This is a genomic window from Williamsia muralis (genome assembly GCF_002735905.1).
Lineage (GTDB): Bacteria > Actinomycetota > Actinomycetes > Mycobacteriales > Mycobacteriaceae > Williamsia > Williamsia muralis_A.
The window spans coordinates 447,208-468,519 of record NZ_PEBD01000008.1 but is presented as its reverse complement, the minus strand read 5'-3'; the positions used below and the strand labels follow the sequence as shown (position 1 = coordinate 468,519).

Genomic DNA, 21,312 nt, shown 5'->3' with positions numbered 1-21,312 from the left:
GGCGAAAAGTCTAGGCGCTCATCACCCGACATCGTCGAGATCGAGACCCATCGGAGTGACCGAAGGGATGTCGCCGCTCGCGACCACTGTCTTCGTCAACGTCATCAACGCCGAGGTGAGTTCATCGACCTCGGCTTCTGACAGGACGTCGTACGCAGGTGCGGCCAGCCGGTCGGTGGTGGTCTCGATGTCACCCTTGAGCGCTCTCCCGGACGGCGTGATCGCCCCGGAGTGGTCGAGCAGTCCGCGCTCGGCCAAACGTTCTGTGAGCGCACTCCATTCGTCGGGTGTGTACTTGCGGCTGGTCTCGAGAACCGACCGTGGGATGGCAGCGGCACTCGAATGCAGCACCCCCGCCTCGCGACCGGTGACACCGGCGGTCGTCAGGGCGGCCACGTGGCCGTCACCCCGATGTTCGCGCAGCAGGGTCGCGGCATGCCACAGGGCCCCGTATCGTTCCTCCGGCCACGGCAGCGCGGCGTTCGCCGCAAACAGCGCCCGACCACCCAGGTCCGCGTTCTGCGCTGCCGGCCTCAGCAGCGCCACCACCCGATCGACCACCTCGTCGTTCCCCACCGAACCCAGCATCCGCTGGAGAGTGGCAACCGCAGCCTGCCGGCGCACATCGATCGCCGTCTCCGGCGGAGCGAACCGCCAGGCGTCCGGGATGGCGCGGGCGACGTGGTCGGGCGCGAAGTTGTAGAACAGCGCGGTCACGATCTCGGGACCCACCTCGCCCAAGGGCGCGGCACGACCCGCGAAATACCCCATCCAGAAACCGCGATAACCGGCTGCTGCCAGTGCCTCTCGCGTCTCGTCCGAGAAGTAGGTGACGGCGTGGATCGGTTCGAGCAGTCGCCACAGACGACGCGCTGTGGACAATTCGATGGCCATGGGCTCGACAATGCCATTGCGCGCGCAGATCAGCCATGGTTCTGCGATGCCCGACTCAATGGATCCGCGACCGACAGGCGTTGCCGACTACAGCGCGTCTGCGAGGGACTCGACCCCGAGACACCGGTAGGCGCTGCGGTACTTGGTGCGCAGCCGTGCCTGGGTGTCGTCGGGCAGGCGGTTCAGCCGAACCGGATCGGTGTTGTCGGCGAGGTCGGCGAGTTTGACGGCCAGCGCCATCTGGTTCGTTCGGATACGTGCGTAATACTCTTGTGGCGCAACATCTTCGGTTCGGGTCAGTAGCGTCACCGCATCCACCACCGCTCCCGGGATGCCCTCTGCCAGCAGATCTGGGGCGGTGATGTCGGAGTCCTCGATCACATCGTGCAGCAAGGCGGTTGCGATGTACTCGGCCGACTGGGGCATGACTCTCGTCGCGACCGAACGAGGGTGCACGATGTACTCGCCACCCACCTTGTCGACCTGTCCGTGGTGGGCGCGGTCTGCGATGGCTCCGGCCGCCTCGATCAGGTCTTCGCCGCCACGAGATTGCGCCATGGTCCGCCTTTCCAGATGTTCCGACTGTAAGAGAGGGCCGGACCCTGTGACCGGCGATCAGTCATCGAAGCGCCGATAACGCCACGGGTACGCAAACCAGAAGAACGCGAAGGTGAGCAGAGCGACCAGACCCGCGACCCACCCCACCGTTTTACTGACCACCAGTTCGAATACCAGTGTCATGACGCCGGTCAGTGCCACTCCGAGCAAGACGAGCCCACCGAGAGCGAATCGCTGGGCCGAGTTCACCAGCTCTTCGAGACGGTGCCGCCTGAACAGGAGGCGATGCATCGCGACGGGCGACAGCAAAAGCACCGTTGCGCCGACCGAGGCAGTCACCGTCACGAGATACACGTTCTGGAACAGACCGTCCTGCTCGTAGAAGCGGTCCTGGAACGGCACCGTCAACAGGAATCCGGTCAACAGCTGAACGCCGGTCTGCACCACCCTGAGCTCCTGCAGCAAACTCGCCCAGTTGCGGTCGAGACGCTGCGTGGGCGTCTCGTTGCGCTCCCGGCGTAGCCAGTCGTCATCAACCGTCTCGTCGCTCATCTGCCAATGGTCGACCGCTTCCTTCGCACTGGCAAGTGCCTGCCGAAACGCGGTGGATATGGTCAGCCGAGAGGTTTCACCGTGGCGAAGGAGCAGGCAATGGCAACGGGTCGGTCCGGGACAGCAACACCCGCGTGGTTCACCGCCGCCATCGAGCAGTCGCCCGACCATCGCGACGTCGAGGTCGAGGGTGCGTCGGTACATCTGCGTTGCTGGGGCGAGCCGGGCACGCCCGGTGTTGTCCTGGTGCACGGTGGTTCCGCGCACTCGGGATGGTGGGACCATGTGGCGCCACTTCTGGCCGTCTCACATCGGGTGGTCGCCCTGGACATGACCGGTCACGGCGACAGCGATGCACGCCCCGACTACCCGCTCGAGACGTGGGCCGCAGAGGTACTGGCCGCCGCCGAAGCGGGCGACATCGCGGGCAAGCCGTACGTGGTGGGGCACAGCATGGGCGGCTGGGTGACGTCGGCAGTCGGCGCCCTGCACGGCGACTCCGTGGCAGGCATCGTGGTGATCGACTCACCCCTGCTCGATGAACCGCCCGAAGAGGTGATCATCCGCCAGCTGAGCCGCAAGGCGCGGGCGTATCCGTCCAAACCCGAAATCATGGCCCGCTTCCGCACCGAACCGGCACAAGAACTGTTGCTGCCCTACGTGGCCGAGCATGTCGCCGGCGAATCGGTGCGAGATACCGAGGCAGGCTGGATGTGGAAGTTCGACCCCGACATGTTCCGCAAACGGCACGAAGGCGGCCGGCGGGTCAAGGTACGGGACTTCCTGGCGCAGGTGAGCACGCGGGCGACCTACATCCGCTGCCAGAACGGCATCGTTCCCAAGAAGACCGCCCAGGAGATCGCCGGCCTCTTCGTCCCGCGGGCCACCGTGGTCGAACTGGCCGAGGCCGGGCACCACCCGATGATGGATCAACCTCTGCCCCTGGTTGCCACACTGAGAACTGTTTTCGCGCACTGGGATTCGGCTCAGTGACATCAAGCGCCGCAACGTCGGCGATGGCGGTGCTCCACCACTGATGTCAACAGAGGATGTCGGCGCGCCGCGATATCGCACCTTGTTGCTGACCCTGGGTCTGCTGACCACCATCACCGCGATCGTCAGCAGCCTCGGGGCCCCGCTGATCCCGGCCATCGCCGACGAGCACAACGTGACGCTCACCGAAGCGCAGTGGGCTCTGACCGCCACCCTGCTCACCGCGGCAGTCGCGACACCGATCATCGGGAGACTCGGAGCCGGACAGATGCGTCGGCCGACGATCATCACCGGTCTGGTCATCGTCACCCTGGGTTCGATGCTGGCCGCACTTCCCTGGGGTTTTGCCCCGCTGTTGATCGGCCGGGCGATGCAGGGCGTCGGACTCGCGCTGGTCCCCCTTGCGATGGCCGTTGCTCGCGACGTCATCCGACCGCCGAGGATCTCGGCCGTCATCGCGATGTTGTCGGTGACAGCTGTCGCCGGTACCGGCCTCGGATACCCGCTGACGGCCGTGGTCGCCCAGACCTGGGGCTTGGCTGCCGCTTACTGGATGGGCGCCGTGCTCAGTGCCTGCACCCTGCTGATGGCGCTGAGTTTTGTTCCGCGTGCCCAGACGGCGATCCGCGCACCTGTGGACTGGGCAGGCGCGGTGATGCTGTCCGCCGGTACGGGGTCCACACTCCTGGCGGTCAGCAGGGGTGAGACATGGGGCTGGACGTCGCTCCGCACCGTTGTCCTTGCGCTGGTAGGACTTACGTTTCTCGTCGTGTGGGGGCGATGGAGTCTGCGACGCGATCACCCGCTGGTCGATCTCCGCCTGGCCACCCGCTCGGGAATCGCTGCACCGAATCTGGTGGCCTTCGGCGGTGGCATCGGTATGTACACATTGCTGACGTTGACCATCGTGCTGGTCCAGAGTTCAGATCCTGGCTGGGGGCTTGATCATTCGGTCACCGTCGCCGGGCTGATGTTGGTGCCCTACTCGCTGACGAGTGTTGTCGGCAGCAGACTCGCGCTGGCGGCCGGCGCCAAGTACGGCCCCGACGTCCTGCTGCCTCTGGGCTCGGTTGTGTTCATGGGTTCCACTCTCGGTCTGGCCTTCGTACACAGCAATGTGTACTGGGCGCTGGGCTGGATGGCCGTCGGCGGACTCGGCAGCGGCTTCACGTTCTCGTCGCTGGCCGTGCTCATCGTCCCGCACGTTCCGCCGGAGGAAACCGGTAGTGCGATGGCCTTCAACATGGTGCTGCGCTATCTCGGGTTCTCGGTGGGCAGCGCGGTCAGCGTGACGTTGATGGCCGTGTACGGCGGCGGGCAACAAGGCTTCGTCTGGACGCTGGTGACCATGGCGGCGGTGTTCGCCGTAGTCGCGGTGGGTGCGTGGTTGCTGACCACTCGGCAGAGACCACCCGCGGTTCCGGCATGAACCGGTCGACGCCACAAAAAGAAAAGGCCAGGAACTCGTGGTTCCCGGCCTGATCTCATTCTGTGGGCGAAGGGGGACTTGAACCCCCACGTCCCGAAGGACACTGGCACCTGAAGCCAGCGCGTCTGCCATTCCGCCACTCGCCCGTGGCTGCTCGTCGGTCTTCAAACGAACTGGAAAACGGTAACATGGGCCGGCCCTGCGTCAGAAATCGGCAGCTCCGGGCCGCGAGGGTGACGGGTCGGACGCGCGGCGCGTCAGAGGCACGTGCGATCAGATGAGTTGTACGTCACTTCTCGCGCAGCGTCAGAGTGGCCCCATTCGGGCCGATCAGCCCACGTATTCGGCCGAATCGGACACCGGCCGCCTCCTGGGACATCTGTGGCGGACGGTGCAGAAGTTCCGTCCGGAGTGTCCAACGGGGGGTGTGAGTCGCTATCATCAAACAGCACGATTGGCACGCCGACACGCTGAGAACCCGAAGGGAGGTCGTCGGTAGTGGGGATTCTGCAAAGAATCGAACGCAAACTCGAAGGTGCGGTAGATGACGGCTTCGCCCGGGTCTTCGGCGGCAAGGTCGCCCCGCAAGAGGTCGAGAACGCTCTGCAACGCGAAGCCGAAGACAACTTGGAAGATCTCGGCGACGGCGGCAAGCTCGCCCCGAACGCCTACAACCTGGTGGTCAGCTCCACCGACCACCGCGAGATGGTTGCCGAGTACGAGCTCAACCGGAAGACCTTCTCCAAGCATCTCGAGAATTTCATCCGTGACAACGGATGGCAGACATACGGTGACGTGGTGGTCGAGTTCTCCCACTCACCCACCCTGCACACCGGTCAGTTCCGGGCGCGGGGCACGGTCAATCCGGACGTCCGGCCGATGCCTGTGCAACAAGCAGGCCATCGTCCTCCAGATCGATCAGGGCCGCCGTTGCCCCCTCCGCCGCCCCCGGCGCCAAACCGAAACCCACAAGTAGGAGCCACTCCCATGACGCAGAACTCCGGATACGACCCCCGCGGAGGTTACGAACAGGGCTCCTACCCACCGCAGGCGGCCTACAGCCAGCAGCCCTACGAGCAGGGCCAGGACAACTCCGGTGACGGCGCGCAGGCATACAGCCAGCAGGGTGGCTACGACCAGCAGGGTTACAACCAGGCCGGCTACGACCAGCAAGGTTACGACCAGCGTGGCTATGACCAACGCGGTTACGACCAGCACGGTGGTTACGACCAGCAAGGGTATGACCAGGGTGCCTACCAGCAGGGTGGCCACGACCAGCAGGGTTACAACCAGGGTGGGTACGCCCAGCCGCCGGCCAACCCGGAGCAGGGCTACGACCCGCGCAACTACCAGCAGGGCTACGACCAGGGCGGCTACCAGCAGCCCGGGTACGACCAGCAGGGTTACGACCAGGGCGGCTACCAGCAGCCCGGGTACAGCCAGAACGAGTACGACCAGCAGGGTGCCTACAACCAGCAGGCCGGCTACGCGCAGGGATACCCGCAACAGGGCGGGTACGACCAGCAGGGTGGCTACGACCAGCAGGCCGGTTACGCCCAGGCTCCCGGCTACGGCGCCCCCGCCGCTTACGCACCGACGGCGATCACGCTGCTGCTCGAAGACGGCAGCAACCGCACGTTCCAGCTGCGCAACGGCTCGAATGTCATCGGCCGCGGCCAGGACGCCCAGTTCCGCCTGCCCGACACCGGTGTTTCCCGCCGCCACGTCGAGATCCGCTGGGACGGCTCGAGCGCCCTCCTCAACGACCTCAACTCCACGAACGGCACCACGGTCAACGATGTCCAGGTCAGCAGCTGGGAACTCGCGGACGGTGACCGGATCCGCGTGGGGCATTCGGACATCACCGTCCGTTTCCAGTGACGCCCGCACAAACCGTCACTACCCAGTAGCGCGCTCCCTCGATCCGCGTGGCTCACAGCTGCTCGATGCACAAGTGAGACATCCGAATGCGTGATGGAGCGACACTGGGCCATAAGATGCACTGGACGTTGATGGCTGGCCCAGGAGGTGGAAAAGCGTGCAGGGCATAGTGCTGCAACTGACGCGTGTCGGCTTCTTGCTACTGCTGTGGCTCCTGGTGTGGGCAGTACTGCGGGTCATCCGCACCGATGTGTACGCCGCCACCGGTCAACGACCCATGACGCGCTACGAACGCCGCAACCGCGGCGGGTCCCCCGCCAAGGTCAAAGGCGGGGCCAGATATCTCGTGGTCACCCATGGGGCCCTGGCCAACACGAGGATCACGCTCGGCACTCAACCGGTGTTGCTGGGCCGCGCCGACGACTCGACCCTGGTTCTCACCGACGAGTACGCCTCGGAGCGTCACGCTCGGCTGATCCGCCGGGGAGACGACTGGTATGTCGAGGACCTCGGCTCCACCAACGGCACCTACCTCGACCGTGCGAAGGTGACCACCGCTGTGCGCGTGCCGCTCGCAACTCCGGTCAGGGTGGGCAAAACCGTGATTGAGTTGCGCCCGTGACCCTGGTGTTGCGCTATATCGCGCGTAGCGACCGCGGCCTGGTCCGTGCGAACAACGAAGACTCCGTGTACGCCGGTGCCCGACTGCTGGCCCTTGCCGACGGCATGGGCGGCCACGCAGCCGGTGAGGTGGCCAGCCAGCTGGTCATCCAGGCCCTACGTCCCCTCGATGACGACGAGCCCGGCGGCGACCTCCTCGCGAAACTCGAAGAGGCCACCCGCCACGGCAACGAGGCGATCGCCGACCAGGTTGCCGAGGCCCCCGAACTCGACGGCATGGGCACCACCCTCACCGCCATCCTCTTCGCGGGCTCGCGCCTGGGTCTGTGCCACATCGGCGATTCGCGCGGCTATCTGCTGCGCGACGGCCAGCTCACCCAGATCACCCGCGACGACACGTTCGTTCAGACCCTTGTCGAAGAAGGCCGGATCACGGCCGAAGAAGCACACACACATCCGCAACGGTCGTTGATCATGCGTGCGCTCACCGGTACCGAGGTCGAGCCCACGCTGACGGTGCGCGAAGCCCGCCCCGGCGACCGCTACCTCCTGTGCAGCGACGGCCTGTCCGACGTGGTCAGCGAAGAGACCATCGCCGACACCATGACGTCGGTGGAGAACTACCGCGACTGCGCCGACCGGCTCATCGAGCTCGCCCTGCGTGGCGGTGGGCCCGACAACGTCACCGTCGTGGTCGCCGACGTCGTCGATGTGGATTACGGCGACAGCCAGCCGATCGTCGGCGGCGCGGCCGGAGGCGACGACCAGGAGTACGTCCCCGATCCGCGTACCTCGGCCGGTCGTGCGGCCGCGCTGCGCCCGCCTGCCCAGTCGCCCCGGCGGCCGACCATCGGAACCCCCGAACCCGAACCGCCGCAAGCACACCCGCGCCGTAAATGGATCCTCGGCGGCATCGCTCTGGCCGTGATCGCCGTACTCATCGCCGGTGTCTTCGTCGGCCGCGCGATCGTCCGGTCGAACTACTACGTCAGCGCCGACAACGGCGAAGTGGTGCTCTACCGCGGACTGCAGGGGTCATTCCTGGGCTTGAGCCTGCACGAGCTGAGCAAGATCACCTGCACCGGAGCCATGGACACCGACAGGCCGACGGTCACCATCGCCGACTACAACAATCGCCCCGAGAACTGCGTACCCCTGAAGGTGTCCGACCTCACCGGCACGGCGCCCGCGTCGCTCGAAGGCCGCGACCCGGTGCCTCTCGACGATGCCGAGGAGCAGGTCCGCAACCTGATGGACAACCTCGTGCCGTTGTGTCCCGAAGAGGAATCGGCCTCGGCCGAAGGCGTCACCCCGGGCCCGGCCCAGCCCCTCGCGCCGGGTACCGAGAGTCCTGTACCGCCGCCGGCCACACCGGGACAGCCCGCGCCGGTGCTCCCGCAGTCGGGCAGTGCCAGCACGCAGCCTCCGCTGACATCCACCACCACGCCGCCCGTCACGGCCCCGGAAAACTGTCGGGGGCGCTGATGTCACAGGCCGCCGTCACACAGACACCGGCTTCCGGGCCGATCCGCAACTACACAGGCCGCAACTCCGAACTGGTGTTGCTCGGCCTGTCGACGATCATCGTCTTCACCGCGCTCATCCTGGTCGAGGCTGCGCAGTCCCAGAGCATCACCTGGGAACTGGCCAAGTACATGGCCGCCTACGTCCTGCTCTACGGTTTCGCCCACCTGGTCGTACGGCGATTCGCGCCCTACGCCGATCCGCTGATCCTGCCGCTGGTGGCCACCATCAACGGTCTCGGGCTCGTCCTGATCCATCGCCTCGACCTCGGAACCGGTCAGAACGGTGAGACCGCCAATCCCATCGACCGCACCAACGACGCCGATCAGCAGGTTCTGTGGGCCGTCCTCGGCATCATCGCGTTCGCGGCCATCCTGATCCTGATCCGCGACCACCGGACGCTGTCGCGGTACAGCTATCTACTGGGCCTGAGCGGTCTGGTTTTCCTGGCCATCCCGGCGATCCTGCCGTCGTCTATGTCGGAGATCAACGGTTCCAAGATCTGGATTCGCACCCCGCTGTTCAACATCCAGCCAGGCGAGTTCTCGAAGATCCTGATCATCATCTTCACCGCGTCGTTGCTGGTGTCCAAGCGTGATCTGTTCACCACCGCGGGTAAGCATTTCCTCGGTATGGACCTGCCCCGCGCTCGCGACCTCGGCCCGCTGCTCGCCGCCTGGATCATCTCCATCGGCGTCCTGGCGTTCGAGGCCGACCTCGGCACCTCACTCCTGATCTTCTCGACCATGCTGGTGATGCTGTACGTGGCGACCGAGCGGGTGAGCTGGCTGATCATCGGCGTCAGCCTGTTCGCCCTGGGCGCACTGGTCGCCTACCAGCTGTTCTCGCATCTGCAGGTGCGTGTCGCGGTGTGGCAGGACCCGTTCGGCGACTTCTACGGCCAGGGCTACCAGGTCGGCCAGAGTCTGTTCGGTCTGGCCACCGGCGGTCTGTTCGGCACCGGTCTGGGTTCTGGCAGGCCCAACATCGTGCCGTTCGCCAACACCGACTTCATCATCGCCACCATCGGCGAAGAGCTCGGCCTGGTGGGACTCGCGGCGATCCTGCTGCTTTATCTGGTGCTGATCGTCCGCGGTCTGCGCACCGGCATCGCCGTTCGTGACAGCTTCGGCAAGCTCCTCGCCACCGGGTTGTCGTTCACGATCGCGGTGCAGATCTTCGTGGTGGTCGGCGGCGTCACCAAGCTGATCCCGCTGACCGGCCTGACCACACCGTTCATGTCCTACGGCGGCTCATCGCTGCTGGCGAACTACATCCTGGTCGCGTTGCTCATCCGCGTGTCCAACGCCGCACGTGAGCCCGATCCGACCAAGAAGAAGTCGACGCCCATCGCCGAGGCGCCCACCGAGATGGTCAAGCGCTCATGAACATTCCCATTCGTCGCGTGGTCATCGCGGTCATGGTGATCATCCTCGTGCTGCTCGCCAACGCCACCTACGTGCAGGTGTTCAAGGCCGACAACCTGCGGGCCGACCCACGCAATCAGCGGGTGCTCCTCGACGAGTACTCGCGTCAGCGCGGCCAGATCACCGCCGGCCAGGACGTGATCGCGCAGTCGGTGCCCACCGATGACCGGCTCAAGTACCTGCGCACCTATCCGGGACCGTGGGCGCCTGCCTTTGCACCGGTCACCGGTTACTACTCGTTCCAGTACGCGAGTTCGGGACTCGAGCAGGCCGAGGATTCCATCCTCAACGGCAACGACGACCGGCTGTTCGGACAGCGCTTCGCCGACATGTTCTCCGGTCGTGATCCACGCGGGGGCAACGTGATCACCACCATCGACCCGCGGGCGCAGCAGATCGCCTTCGACGAGATGAACAAGGGCTGCAACGGCGGCTGCCGCGGAGCCGTGGTGGCGCTCGCACCGAACACCGGAGCGATCCTGGCGATGGTGTCCACACCGAGTTACGACCCCAATCTGCTGGCCAGCCACGACACCACCGTCCGTGAAGACGCTTGGGCCGCGTGGAATCCCACCGAGGATTCGACCGGGTTCCAGCCGATGCTCAATCGGGCCCTCAACGAGACCTACCCACCTGGTTCGACGTTCAAGGTGATCACCGCTGCCGCTGCGCTCGAGCAGGGCATCGGCCAAGATGAACGCCTCACGGCGGCAAGCAGTTACACGCTGCCGCAGACCGAAACCGGTCTGACCAACTACGGCGGTCAGACCTGCCCCGACTCCAGCGGTGGCCAGGTGACGATGCATCAGGCCCTCGAGTACTCGTGCAACACAGCGTTTGTGCAACTGTCCACCGAGAAACTGCAAAACCCGATCGAAGCGGTCAAGAACCAGGCCAACGCTTTCGGTGTCGACACCGAACTACCCGACACCCCGCTGCCCGTCTCCGAATCGTCGGTCGGCCCGATTCCTGACCTCGCCGCTCTCGGCCAGAGCTCCATCGGCCAACGTGATGTGCGGTTCACCCCACTCCAGAACGCGATGATCGCCGCGACCATCGCCAACGGTGGGGTTCGCATGCAGCCGTACCTCGTGGACAAGTTGCAGGGTCCTGACCTCAAGACCCTGAACACCACCCGGCCCAATTCGCTCAACGAGCCGATCAGCGCTCAGACCGCCGCGACCCTGACCGACATGATGATCGACTCCGAACGCAACACCCGCGGATCCGGCGGGCCGGTGCCCATCGCATCGAAGACAGGAACCGCCGAGCACTCCAACACCCAGGGCACCGATGAGACCCCCTACGCCTGGTACATCGCGTTCGGTCCGTCGAGCAATGCCAAGGTGGCCGTGGCGGTGATCGTCGAGAACGGGGACGGCGGACTACAGGCAACGGGCGGCTCGTCAGCCGCCCCTATCGGGCGCGCCGTGATCAACGCGCTCGCGGGTGAGAGGTGACCGCGTGAGTTTGCAGGGTGGCACGACCATCGCAGGCCGGTATCGGCTGATGCGGTTGATCGCGACCGGTGGCATGGGCCAGGTGTGGGAAACCATGGACACCAGGCTCGATCGGCGCGTGGCGGTCAAGGTTCTCAAGGCAGAGTTCTCCGACGACCCCGAGTTCCTGGAGCGGTTCCGCACCGAGGCCCGCACCACAGCCCAGTTGAACCATCCCGGCATTGCCAACGTCTTCGACTACGGCGAGGCGCAGGACCCGGGTGCGGGTTCGGTGGCCTATCTGGTGATGGAACTGGTCAACGGGGAGCCGCTCAATGCGGTGCTGTCCCGTGTCGGCCGGCTGTCATTGAACAACTCCCTCGACATGCTCGAGCAGACCGGCCGGGCGCTCAAGGCCGCCCACGACGCCGGTCTGGTGCACCGCGACGTCAAGCCCGGCAACATCCTCATCACTCCCACCGGCCGGGTGAAGATCACCGACTTCGGTATCGCCAAGGCAGTGGACGCGGCGCCGGTCACCCAGACCGGAATGGTCATGGGCACAGCGCAATACATCTCGCCTGAGCAAGCGCTCGGCGAAGACGCAACCGCCGCGTCCGATGTGTACTCACTCGGCATCGTCGGCTACGAGGCGATCGCAGGCCGTCGTCCGTTCCTGGGTGACGGTGCCATCACCGTGGCGATGAAGCACATCCGCGAAGAGGCACCACCGCTTCCGACCAACCTCCCGGTCAATGTCCGGGAACTGATCGAGATCACCATCGCAAAGGACCCCAAACAGCGGTATGCCGATGGCGGGGAGTTCGCCGACGCGGTGGCTGCGGTGCGCGCCGGCCGTCGGGCACCTCTGCCAGGTACCGCCGCAGCCGCGGGAGCACGGCCGGCCACGGCGATGATGGCCCCGATGACGGGCGCCACCCGTCCCACCCCGCCGCCGCAGCACCGTGCCGCGGTCGCACCGGTGCCGGTGGATCGCCAAGACGGTTGGTCCACGGGGCAGAAGGCCCTCGCCGCCGCTGCCGTGATCCTGCTGCTCGGTGCGCTGGTCCTGGTCGGCTTCCTGATCCTCAACTCCGATGACGCCACCGGCGACGTCCCGACGAGGTCGACCACCCCGACCACGACGACGACAACGAGGACCACCACGCCTCCGCCGACGACCACCGAAGAAACAACCACCGAAGAAACAACGACCACAACCACGCGCACGACCACGACGACCACTGAAGAAACGACGACGACCACCGAGTCGACGACCGGTGGATTCACCCTGCCGAGCATTCAGATCCCCGGCCTGCCGGCCCGGGAGAGCGATGACCAGCTCGGCCAGGGCGACGAAGAGGCCAGTACGAGTGCGCAGCCCGAACCGCAGGATGGTGGTTGATGGCCGACCCCCGGCAGATCTCTGATCGATACGAACTGGGCGAAACCCTCGGTTTCGGCGGCATGTCCGAGGTCCACCTCGCGCGTGACCTGCTCCTGCACCGCGATGTGGCCATCAAGGTGTTGCGCGCCGATCTGGCCCGCGACCCGACGTTCTACCTGCGCTTCCGGCGCGAGGCGCAGAATGCGGCGGCCCTCAACCACCCGACGATCGTCCAAGTCTTCGACACCGGCGAGGCGACCACCCCGGAGGGGCCGCTGCCGTACATCGTGATGGAGTTCGTCGACGGCGAAACCCTGCGCGACGTCCTGCGCGCCGAGGGGTACATCAAACCTCGGCAGGCCATGACGTGGATCGCTGACGTGGCTGCAGCACTGCACTTCTCACATCAAAACGGCATCGTTCACCGGGACGTGAAGCCGGCGAACGTGATGATCGACAAATCCGGCGCGGTGAAGGTGATGGACTTCGGCATCGCCCGCGTGCTGGCCGACACCGGCAACTCCGTGACCCAGACCGCGGCCGTCATCGGCACCGCTCAGTACCTGTCACCCGAGCAGGCCCGCGGCGAGAGTGTCGATGCCCGCAGCGACGTCTACTCGCTGGGCTGTGTGCTGTTCGAGCTGCTGACCGGCGAACCACCGTTCACCGGCGACTCACCGGTGGCAGTCGCCTATCAGCATGTGCGTGAAGATCCCCCGACCCCGTCGTCGGTCCGCGAGGGGGTGCCACACGAGCTGGATTCCGTGGTTCTCAAGGCCATGAGCAAGAACCCGGCCAATCGCTACCAATCGGCCTCCGAGATGCGGTCGGATCTGATGAAGGTGCTCGCCGGCGGCAAACCCAGTGCCCCGATCGTGATGTCGGACGAGGACCGCACCGCGCTGATCGACACCGGTCCTCGGGCCCGGGTCTCCCGCGTCGGGCCGAGCGGCACCAGTCACCGCCGCGATGATGACGACGACTCGCAGGGGCGACGCAAGGCTATCAAGTTCGCCGGATTCGGTGTGCTCGCGGCATTGGTGATCGCTGCTGTGACCCTGTTGCTGCTGCGTCCTTGGGCGTCGGATGTCACGCCGCAGGTGTCGATTCCGCGGGTCACCGACATGTCTGCGGTCGACGCAAAGGCCGAACTCGAACGCATGGGGTTTCGCGTAAATCAGCGCGATGAGCCCAGCCCGACCGTCGCGGTCGGTGCACCCACCCGCACCACTCCGGGTGAAGGTGTAAAAGTCGACAAGGGAGCCACCGTCACCCTGTACGTCTCCACCGGCCCACTGCGGCAACAGATCCCAGATCTGCGTGGCCGGACATTGGCGGAAGCGACAGCCGAGCTGGGCAATCTGGGATTCACCAACACCCGGTCGATCGAGGTGTCCTCCACCGCCGACCTCAAGGACAAAGTGGTCGCCACAGCACCTGCCGCGCGCAGTACGCAGGCGGTCACGGAGCTGATCACCATCCAGGTCGGCACCGGGCCACGCAAGGTCACCGTCCCCGACCTCACCGGTCAGCGCGAGGCGCAGGCGCGGACGAATCTCGACCAGCTCAACCTCGACATAGCCGTGGTTGCCACCGATTCGGAATTGCCGTCGGGCACGGTGATCAGCTCATCGCCGAACGCCGGCGAAGTGGTCGACGAGCGCAGTGTCGTGCAGGTGACCATCAGCCGCGGCAACATGTTCGTGGTGCCCGATCTGCGCGGCCGGACGGCGGCGCAGGCCCAGACGATCCTGACGTCGGCGGGGTGGGAACGAACCACCCTCACCACCGTGCAGCGCAACGTGCCGCTCGGCAGCCCCGACGACGAGAAGGTCCTCGAACAGGCTCCCGTGGCCGGCAGTCTCCTCCGCAAGGACGCGGCGGTGTCGATCACGGTCGGACGGGCGAGCCTGCTTCCCTGACAACGGGAAGGACGGCAGTCACCCCGATCGATCCGGTAACGAGGATCGGCCGGGTGGTCGTCAGCCGAGCGCTGCGGCCACCTGCGCTTCGAGGGTGCTGACCTGTCCATCGGGGACGGTCATGCCGCACACGGTCAGCCAGTTCGCCAGCATCCGGTGCCCGCCCTGGGTCAGCACACTCTCCGGATGGAACTGCACACCGTGGATGGGGAGTTCGCGGTGCTTCATGGCCATCACGATGCCGCTCTCGGTGTGCGCGGTCACCTGGATCTCGGCCGGAATCGTCTCAGGTAGCACGGTGAGGGAGTGGTACCTGGTTGCCGTGAACGGGTTGGGCAGGCCCGCAAGAACGCCATCTGCGTCGTCGTCGTGCGTGACCAACGACGTCTTGCCGTGCAGCAATTCGGGCGCCCGATCCACGGTGGCGCCGAAGGCCGCTCCGATCGCCTGATGGCCCAGACACACTCCGAGCAGAGGGGTGCCCTGGTCGGCCGCAGCCTTCACAAGAGGCATGGTGGCGCCGGCACGCTGAGGGGTTCCAGGACCCGGCGACAGCAGAACACCGTCGAAATCCTTGACCGCACCGTCCGGGTCGGCGAGTCGAGCATCGTCGTTGCGCCACACCTGTGCATGCACGCCCAACTGGCCCAGGTACTGGACCAGGTTGTAGACAAAGCTGTCGTAGTTGTCCACCACGAGTATTCGCGCGGGCTGGGGCTCATTCACAGTGGTCAACAATACCTGGGTGCACGCGAGGGCCTCCCATCGTCGATCCCAGGTGGGCTAGGTTATAGGGAGACGTTTTTGCCCGCGAACCGAGGAAACCATGCCCAAGTCGAAGGTCCGCAAGAAGACCGATTACACGATCAACCCCGCCAGCCGCACTCCGGTCAAGGTGAAGACCGGGCCGTCGAGCCCGGTGTACGTCTCCACGATGCTCGGCCTGATGGTGCTGGGACTGCTGTGGCTGATCGTCTTCTATCTGGTTGCCACGCCGGAGTCGCTCGGCGCCGACGGCAAGATCCTCAACTGGATGTACGAGTTGGGACCCTGGAACTTCCTGATCGGTTTCGGTTTCATGGTCGCCGGACTTCTGATGACCATGAAATGGCGCTGACCAGGCGTTATGGTTCATCCACAGTCTTGAACAACATGTGTGTAATTCATCCCCACTGTGGATAGGGCCTGTGGATAACTCGGCACAGCCTTCTTCTGCGTGGTCCACTCCGGCTGCGATGGGTGCGGTCATGGTGGTCGGCGGCATACTCCTCGGCGGCGCCGCAGCTTTCTCTGCTCCCGATCCGGCCGGTCTGGTACTGATGTCGATTGCCGCACTCTTGTTGGTGGTGCTCGGCGCGATCGCGCTGCTGGTACGGCCCAGACTCGCCGTCATCGACGGACACCTGATCCAGATCCGCACGGTGACCGGCGCGCGCACATACCCATTCGATGCGGTGCGCCGCGCGCAGGTGGTCACCTACTCGCGCTACGGCCGCCAGGTGCCGCATCTCGAGTTCGATCTCGACGACACCGCAGCCCGCGAAGGGGAAAGATTGGTGATCTTCGGTCGATGGGACCTCGGGGCAAATCCGCTGGACGTGGCAGATGCACTGCGCACGGCCGGACTGCCCGTGGAGACGAGAAAGTAGCTGCTGCCCGCGGTTACGGTCGGCGGGATCAGGCGGTGAGAGTTGCCGCGCGAACCACGCCGATCAGCAAGGCCAGCACGATCAGCCCCGCAATCGAAGCCCAACCGACGGCGGCGACGTTGCGGGCGGTACGCGATCCGGCGGGTAGAAGGCCGGGGCCGTAGAGGACCCCTGCTGCCGCGGCGGCACCGAAGACCAGTCCCCCGAGGTGCGCCCACAAGGAGATGTTGGGGATGGTCAGCGAGAGAACGATGTTCAGCCCGATCACACCCAGTACGAACCCCGCCGGAACCTTCGCCCGCAGTACCACCACCAGCGTGGCCCCCATCAGCCCGAAGATGGCTCCGGAAGCGCCGGCGTTGATGGCGTTCGGGTTCTCGAACAGCATGACCATCGCGCTGCCACCGAGCAGCGACGCCAGGTAGACGCCTACGAAACGTGCTGTGCCGAGGGTGATCTCGACGTCGCGGCCCAGGATGTACAGCGAGAACATGTTGACCGCGACATGAATCAACGAGAAGTGCAGGAAGCCGGCGGTGAGCAGACGCCAGTACTCGCCATCGGCGAGGAAGGGCCCGAAGAGCGCGCCCTCGTAGAAGATCCGCGAGCCGCGGACTTCGGTGAAGCTACCGGCCTGCGCCACCGTGGCCACGAACACCGCGGTGTTGACGGCGAGCAGCACGTACGTCGCCCACGGGGTCTTCGACCCGATGCCCCGAGGGCCGACCACGGTTGCCCGTGGGGTGTCCCGCCCGGATGCCCGGACGCAGTCGACACAGTGCTGGCCGACTGCGGCCGGGGTGAGACATTGTGGACATGCCGGACGGCCGCACCGGCTGCAGGCCAGACCCGTCGGCCGGTCAGGATGCCGGACGCACACCTGGGTGGGTGGCGACGGCGGGTTCTGGAATGTCACACAGTCCTCATCTGAGCAGAGCTCGGCACGACCGGATGGCGGTCTGTCAGGACTCGATGGTGACCTTTTCGATGATCACGTCGTCCAGCGGGCGGTCACGACGGTCGGTCGGAACGGCCTCGATCGCGTTGACGACCTTCTGGGACTCCTCGTCCTCGACCACACCGAAGATGGTGTGCTTGCGGTTCAGGTGAGGGGTGGGTCCGACGGTGATGAAGAACTGCGACCCATTGGTGCCGGGTCCGGCGTTCGCCATGGCCAGCAAGTACGGCTGATTGAACGTGAGCTCGGGGTGGAACTCGTCCTCGAACTGGTAGCCCGGTCCGCCCATACCGGTCCCGGTGGGATCGCCGCCCTGGAGCATGAAGCCCGAGATGATGCGGTGGAACACCGCGCCGTCGTAGAACGGTCCGGCGTCTCCGCCGGAAGCGTTGGGCTTGGAGTACTCCTTCGACCCCTCGGCGAGGCCGGTGAAGTTGGCGACGGTCTTGGGCGCGTGGTTACCGAACAGGGCGATTCTGATGTCACCGTGATTGGTGTGCAGGGTCGCGGTTGCGGTTTTCAATGCTGTGGTCACGGCCTCCATGGTGCCACTGAACGCCGTCGGCGCGGACGTCAGCCGACAGGCAAGCCAGGTTTTGCCTTTGCCACCGCGGGTATTACCCACCTCACGGGAGCCCGGCCCGCAGGCCGCGGCCCCACCACCTTCGAGATCCTCGCTGGTGACGAGTCGAGACGAAAGTGAGACACGATGACCGACGCAAAGAAGGACGTATCCGGCACCACCCCGGGTGTGGACGAAGCTCCGCAGGAGCCAGACACAGCCCTGGACGGAACCACGGCTCCGGACGCAACCGAACTCCCGAAAGACGGAAGCGATCTACCCGACAACTGGGACAACAGCTCGGGATACGCCGGGGCATCGGCCGAACAACTCGAGGACCGATGACCCAGCACTCGGGGCCGGTCCACAACGAGACCAACCCGGAACCGGCGAACACACCGGGCCTCGAGGCAGGGGGCGGGGTGGCGCCAGGATCAACGCCACCTGATGCGCCACAGACCTCAGGCTTGTCGGATTCCGAACCGCGCACCAGCAACCGGTTCCCTCCCACCGGAATCGCGATGATCATCGGGCTTGTCATTCTGGTGCTGTTGTTCGCCGCCGCGGCGGTCGCCATCATCGCCCAGATGGGTTAGCCGATCTCTTCCCCAACGCCGCTCCAGGTCGTCCGCAAGGACAGCACCATTGGGGCGGCGTTTGCGGGTCGGCCCCGTCATCGACCGAGATGACTGCAGGCACAAGGCGGATACGGCGGGGTAGGTTTGACAGAAGGCGATGGGAGCGCAGATGAACGGCACCTCTGACAGAGGATCGCCGGCCGAGGGTGAAGGCGCACGTTCCAACCAATCCAAAGCCGGATCGACCAAGAGCGCGGCGGGGGCGTCGGTGTTCACCGGCATCAGCCAGCTCTGCGAGACGGTCGTACGGCTCTCCGGGGTGGACGGCGCCGCGATCGCCCTGCTGACCCGCTCGAGCCGTGTACGCGACCTCGTCTACGCCACCGATGCCACCGCTCAGCAGATCGATGAGCTGCAGTTCACTCTCGGCGAGGGCCCGTGTCTCGACGCCTATCACGACCACAACAATCAGCTGCTGCCCGACCTGACCAATTCTGCCGTGAACGGCCGATGGCCGGTGTTCGTCGGCGAAGCCCTCGACATCGGTGTGCGGTCGGTGTTCGCGTTCCCCGTGGTGGAGGGGGGCAACCCGCTGGGCGTGCTCGAGCTCTATCGGCGTACTCCCGGAGCGCTCGGGGCCGATGAGCTCAACGCCGCTCTCACCATCGCTGCCACCGCAGCGTTCACCGTTCGGCAGAACTGGGATGCGTACCTGGCGCAGACGAACGATGCCGCCGGCGCCGACGCCGCAGCGGAAGACCTCAGCGCGGCCCAGGTCGATTCGCCGGGCGCCTTTTCTCGCTCGCAGGTGTATCTGGCGTCCGGAATGGCGGCCGTTCAACTAGGCATACCGGCCGGTGAGGCCCTCGACCGGTTGCGGGCATATTCGTACCAACACAGCCGGTCCATCAAGGACGTGTCCGACGACGTGGTGGCCCGCCGACTGAACCTGCGTGACGAAGCCGATCTGGAGGACACATGAGGACCAAGATGTGCCGGGCAGACCGATGAGCGACGTGCTGAACCGTGTCGCGATCGCCGATGTGACCGGAACACTGACAACTGACTTCGACCTGCCGACGTTGCTCCAGACAGTGGTCACTCACGCCCGAGAAGGTTTTGATGCGTTCTCTGCAGTGATCGTGTTGCGCGATGATCGTCGCTCGACCGCAGGAGACGACCTGCACATCGTCGCCGAATCATGTCAGTCCGATGTGGGCGCGGACCCCGAGCTCAACACCACAGGGCCTGCGCAGAGCAGCGTCTACGACGGGGCGCTCACGCTGGTGACCGATTTGTCGTCCTCTGACGACACCCGTTGGCCGGACTACCGGAAACGTGCAGTGTCGGTCGGGCTCCTCGGAGTCCGTGCCTACCCCATCAAGGCGCTGTCGGAGCCGGTCGGCTCTTTGATCGTCCACACCCAGCAGGTCTGGGACGAATCCGGCCAACCCAGCGAGTTCGGGCAGATCCTGGCCAATCTGGTGGCTATTGCCCTCACCAACGGCATGCCGTCCGCCCGTCAGGCCGGGGTGTCCAGTTCCGTCGACGCGGTGCTCGAAGGAACCAGTGTGGTCGCCACCGCCGTCGGCATCATCGCCGAATATCGGGGTGTCGAGATCGTCGAGGCTCGGCACCACCTGACCCGGCTGGCGCGCGCTCATGGCGTCACGGTCACGGCGCATGCCCGCTCGGTTGTCGCAGCGCAGAACAGTTCACCCTCCGATCCCGGTGCGACGGGCGTATTCACCCCGCCCAACGACCCTGGTGCCCCTCGCCGGATAGACATATGACACGGGCGACTCGCTCGGCATCTTTGTCCATCTGAGCCCGCTGACGGCAGGTGAGGGAAAAGCGACAGGCACGGCGACACCGATCCGGTCGACGATGTCCTTCCGGCTGTACTCGGACCGCGAGGCGACCGGTGCACTGAACCTGTACGCCGACAACGCATTCGCGTGTACCGAAGGCGCCGAGGAGGTCGGCCTGGTGCATGATCATGGAGCGGTACGACCTCGATGCTGTCCAGGCGTTCGATCTGCTCAAAAAGTCGTCACAGCAATCGAATACGCGTCCGGTGGACGTATGCCGACGGCTCGTTCGCCGGGAACATTCCGCTGTCGATCCGCCGAGGACTACGCGGGCCGAGCACCGTTGAGTCCCACCTGTCCGTGCCCACTAGGGTGGACAACAGTCCGCATTGGTTTCACCGAGGAGGTTTCATGAGCAAACTCGAATCCGAACTGAAAGCGGTCCGTCAACGTGCCGCTACCCGCAGCGCCGGGCAGCGGGTGAAACTCGGCGGTCGACAGACCCTGGCCGGGTTGTCGAACCTCACCCGCGGGTCGGCCGGGTTGAGCGTCGCCGGCGCGCGCAAGTCGCTGCTCGGTGCCTCCGTCGCCACCCGAGGGGCCGGCAATGCCGCACTCGCCGGCGCCAAGAAGGTCGCGGCCCAAGCGCGTTCGACGGAATCCGAGCTCGCCGCCGAGGCTCGCGAACTCACGGCTGCGTACCGCGACCGGGCCGCCGAAGTGCTCCCTGTGACGATCAGCAACCCCACCGTCGTCGATGCCCTCGAACGCGCCGGGCTCGTCGATGCACTCCCCAACCAGCTGGTGACCACGAAGTCCCCTTCTCGTCGCCGCCTCAGGATCGCTCTGATCGTGGTCGGGCTCGTGGGTGCAGGTGCGGCCGCATTCGCCATCAGCCGTCGCACACGTCCGCAACCACCATCGGTGGCCGCTGCGCCCCCGCGTCTGGCCGACGTACCGGTTGTCGAGACCGAAGCCGAGTCCGTCGACCCCGCCGGTCAGTCCACGAACGGGCAGTCCGCCGATTGAGGTGGTGCCAGATTGAGGTCGGTGCGTCAGTTGAGGTCGCCGCGGCAGGTACGGTGTGACGGGTGAGTGTTGAGAACGGCGAGGGCAACCGACGCCGC

23 protein-coding genes and 1 tRNA gene are annotated in these 21,312 nt (G+C 65.7%); 17 read left to right on the top strand and 7 right to left on the bottom strand.

The window, feature by feature from the left end:
- Positions 1-21 precede the first annotated feature (21 nt).
- The 3 genes from CSW57_RS11220 to CSW57_RS11210 form a co-directional block, all read right to left on the bottom strand.
- Complete coding sequence (locus tag CSW57_RS11220) at positions 22-894, bottom strand: SCO6745 family protein (RefSeq protein WP_099382833.1); 873 nt, start codon at positions 892-894, stop codon at positions 22-24.
- Between the two features lie 87 nt (positions 895-981).
- Entirely contained in the window at positions 982-1,452 is a 471-nt protein-coding gene (locus CSW57_RS11215; protein ID WP_099382832.1) for an HD domain-containing protein, read from the bottom strand.
- 57 nt (positions 1,453-1,509) lie between these two features.
- Complete coding sequence (locus CSW57_RS11210; protein WP_099382831.1) at positions 1,510-2,004, bottom strand: DUF6328 family protein; 495 nt, start codon at positions 2,002-2,004, stop codon at positions 1,510-1,512.
- 99 nt (positions 2,005-2,103) lie between these two features.
- On the opposite strand from CSW57_RS11210, the gene CSW57_RS11205 reads away from it, so the two are divergent.
- Entirely contained in the window at positions 2,104-2,997 is an 894-nt protein-coding gene (locus tag CSW57_RS11205) for an alpha/beta fold hydrolase (RefSeq protein ID WP_099383329.1), read from the top strand.
- A 43-nt stretch (positions 2,998-3,040) separates the two neighbouring features.
- Positions 3,041-4,426 (top strand): MFS transporter, encoded by a 1,386-nt coding sequence (locus tag CSW57_RS11200; protein WP_099382830.1) that lies wholly within the window; start codon positions 3,041-3,043, stop codon positions 4,424-4,426.
- 63 nt (positions 4,427-4,489) lie between these two features.
- On the opposite strand, the gene CSW57_RS11195 is transcribed toward CSW57_RS11200, so the two are convergent.
- Positions 4,490-4,572 (bottom strand) — tRNA-Leu (locus tag CSW57_RS11195).
- Between the two features lie 352 nt (positions 4,573-4,924).
- Here CSW57_RS11195 and CSW57_RS11190 point away from each other — a divergent pair.
- The 7 genes from CSW57_RS11190 to pknB all read left to right on the top strand — a co-directional run bounded on the left by CSW57_RS11190 (position 4,925) and on the right by pknB (position 14,627).
- Entirely contained in the window at positions 4,925-6,307 is a 1,383-nt protein-coding gene (locus CSW57_RS11190; protein ID WP_099382829.1) for a DUF3662 and FHA domain-containing protein, read from the top strand.
- 157 nt (positions 6,308-6,464) lie between these two features.
- On the top strand, positions 6,465-6,929 hold the full coding sequence (locus CSW57_RS11185; RefSeq protein ID WP_030167109.1) for an FHA domain-containing protein FhaB/FipA: 465 nt from the start codon (positions 6,465-6,467) through the stop codon (positions 6,927-6,929).
- Positions 6,926-8,413, top strand: a complete 1,488-nt coding sequence (locus tag CSW57_RS11180; RefSeq protein WP_099382828.1) for a PP2C family protein-serine/threonine phosphatase — start codon at positions 6,926-6,928, stop codon at positions 8,411-8,413. The genes CSW57_RS11185 and CSW57_RS11180 overlap by 4 nt, the downstream gene beginning before the upstream one ends.
- Positions 8,413-9,840 (top strand): FtsW/RodA/SpoVE family cell cycle protein, encoded by a 1,428-nt coding sequence (locus CSW57_RS11175; protein ID WP_099382827.1) that lies wholly within the window; start codon positions 8,413-8,415, stop codon positions 9,838-9,840. Before CSW57_RS11180 ends, CSW57_RS11175 begins: the two co-directional genes overlap by 1 nt.
- The gene (locus CSW57_RS11170; RefSeq protein WP_099382826.1) at positions 9,837-11,339 is read left to right on the top strand and encodes a peptidoglycan D,D-transpeptidase FtsI family protein; all 1,503 of its coding nucleotides are present in this window, start codon (positions 9,837-9,839) and stop codon (positions 11,337-11,339) included. The genes CSW57_RS11175 and CSW57_RS11170 overlap by 4 nt, the downstream gene beginning before the upstream one ends.
- A 4-nt stretch (positions 11,340-11,343) precedes the next feature.
- Positions 11,344-12,723 (top strand): protein kinase domain-containing protein, encoded by a 1,380-nt coding sequence (locus CSW57_RS11165; RefSeq protein WP_099383328.1) that lies wholly within the window; start codon positions 11,344-11,346, stop codon positions 12,721-12,723.
- Positions 12,723-14,627: a Stk1 family PASTA domain-containing Ser/Thr kinase gene (gene pknB / locus CSW57_RS11160; protein WP_099382825.1), complete on the top strand. Its 1,905-nt coding sequence runs from the start codon at positions 12,723-12,725 to the stop codon at positions 14,625-14,627. The genes CSW57_RS11165 and pknB overlap by 1 nt, the downstream gene beginning before the upstream one ends.
- A gap of 60 nt (positions 14,628-14,687) precedes the next feature.
- On the opposite strand, the gene CSW57_RS11155 is transcribed toward pknB, so the two are convergent.
- Positions 14,688-15,353, bottom strand: a complete 666-nt coding sequence (locus tag CSW57_RS11155; protein ID WP_099383327.1) for an aminodeoxychorismate/anthranilate synthase component II — start codon at positions 15,351-15,353, stop codon at positions 14,688-14,690.
- Positions 15,354-15,453: 100 nt separating this feature from the next.
- Here CSW57_RS11155 and crgA point away from each other — a divergent pair, with 100 nt between their 5' ends.
- Positions 15,454-15,744 (top strand): cell division protein CrgA, encoded by a 291-nt coding sequence (gene crgA / locus CSW57_RS11150; RefSeq protein WP_023959067.1) that lies wholly within the window; start codon positions 15,454-15,456, stop codon positions 15,742-15,744.
- Positions 15,745-15,814: 70 nt separating this feature from the next.
- Positions 15,815-16,276, top strand: coding sequence for a PH domain-containing protein (locus tag CSW57_RS11145; RefSeq protein WP_099382824.1), 462 nt, complete (start codon positions 15,815-15,817; stop codon positions 16,274-16,276).
- 28 nt (positions 16,277-16,304) lie between these two features.
- Here the strand turns inward: CSW57_RS11145 and CSW57_RS11140 are convergent, their stop codons facing one another.
- Both CSW57_RS11140 and CSW57_RS11135 read right to left on the bottom strand, forming a co-directional pair.
- The gene (locus tag CSW57_RS11140) at positions 16,305-17,192 is read right to left on the bottom strand and encodes a rhomboid family intramembrane serine protease (protein WP_223249191.1); all 888 of its coding nucleotides are present in this window, start codon (positions 17,190-17,192) and stop codon (positions 16,305-16,307) included.
- A 46-nt stretch (positions 17,193-17,238) separates the two neighbouring features.
- Positions 17,239-17,778: a peptidylprolyl isomerase gene (locus CSW57_RS11135; RefSeq protein ID WP_189339215.1), complete on the bottom strand. Its 540-nt coding sequence runs from the start codon at positions 17,776-17,778 to the stop codon at positions 17,239-17,241.
- A gap of 165 nt (positions 17,779-17,943) precedes the next feature.
- Between CSW57_RS11135 and CSW57_RS11130 the strand changes: the two genes are divergently transcribed.
- From CSW57_RS11130 to CSW57_RS11105, 6 genes are all read left to right on the top strand, one after another.
- A complete protein-coding gene (locus tag CSW57_RS11130) occupies positions 17,944-18,141 on the top strand; it encodes a hypothetical protein (protein WP_099382823.1) in 198 nt (65 codons plus the stop codon).
- Complete coding sequence (locus CSW57_RS11125) at positions 18,138-18,392, top strand: DUF6480 family protein (protein ID WP_099382822.1); 255 nt, start codon at positions 18,138-18,140, stop codon at positions 18,390-18,392. Before CSW57_RS11130 ends, CSW57_RS11125 begins: the two co-directional genes overlap by 4 nt.
- 151 nt (positions 18,393-18,543) lie before the next feature.
- Positions 18,544-19,356 carry a GAF domain-containing protein gene (locus CSW57_RS11120; protein ID WP_189339214.1) on the top strand — a complete coding sequence of 271 codons (813 nt, stop codon included), beginning with the start codon at positions 18,544-18,546 and terminating at the stop codon, positions 19,354-19,356.
- A gap of 25 nt (positions 19,357-19,381) precedes the next feature.
- Positions 19,382-20,167: a GAF domain-containing protein gene (locus tag CSW57_RS11115; RefSeq protein ID WP_143696514.1), complete on the top strand. Its 786-nt coding sequence runs from the start codon at positions 19,382-19,384 to the stop codon at positions 20,165-20,167.
- Positions 20,168-20,367: 200 nt separating this feature from the next.
- On the top strand, positions 20,368-20,532 hold the full coding sequence (locus CSW57_RS24840; RefSeq protein ID WP_223249190.1) for an ANTAR domain-containing protein: 165 nt from the start codon (positions 20,368-20,370) through the stop codon (positions 20,530-20,532).
- 64 nt (positions 20,533-20,596) lie between these two features.
- Positions 20,597-21,214 carry a hypothetical protein gene (locus CSW57_RS11105; RefSeq protein ID WP_099382819.1) on the top strand — a complete coding sequence of 206 codons (618 nt, stop codon included), beginning with the start codon at positions 20,597-20,599 and terminating at the stop codon, positions 21,212-21,214.
- The last annotated feature ends 98 nt before the right edge of the window (positions 21,215-21,312 follow it).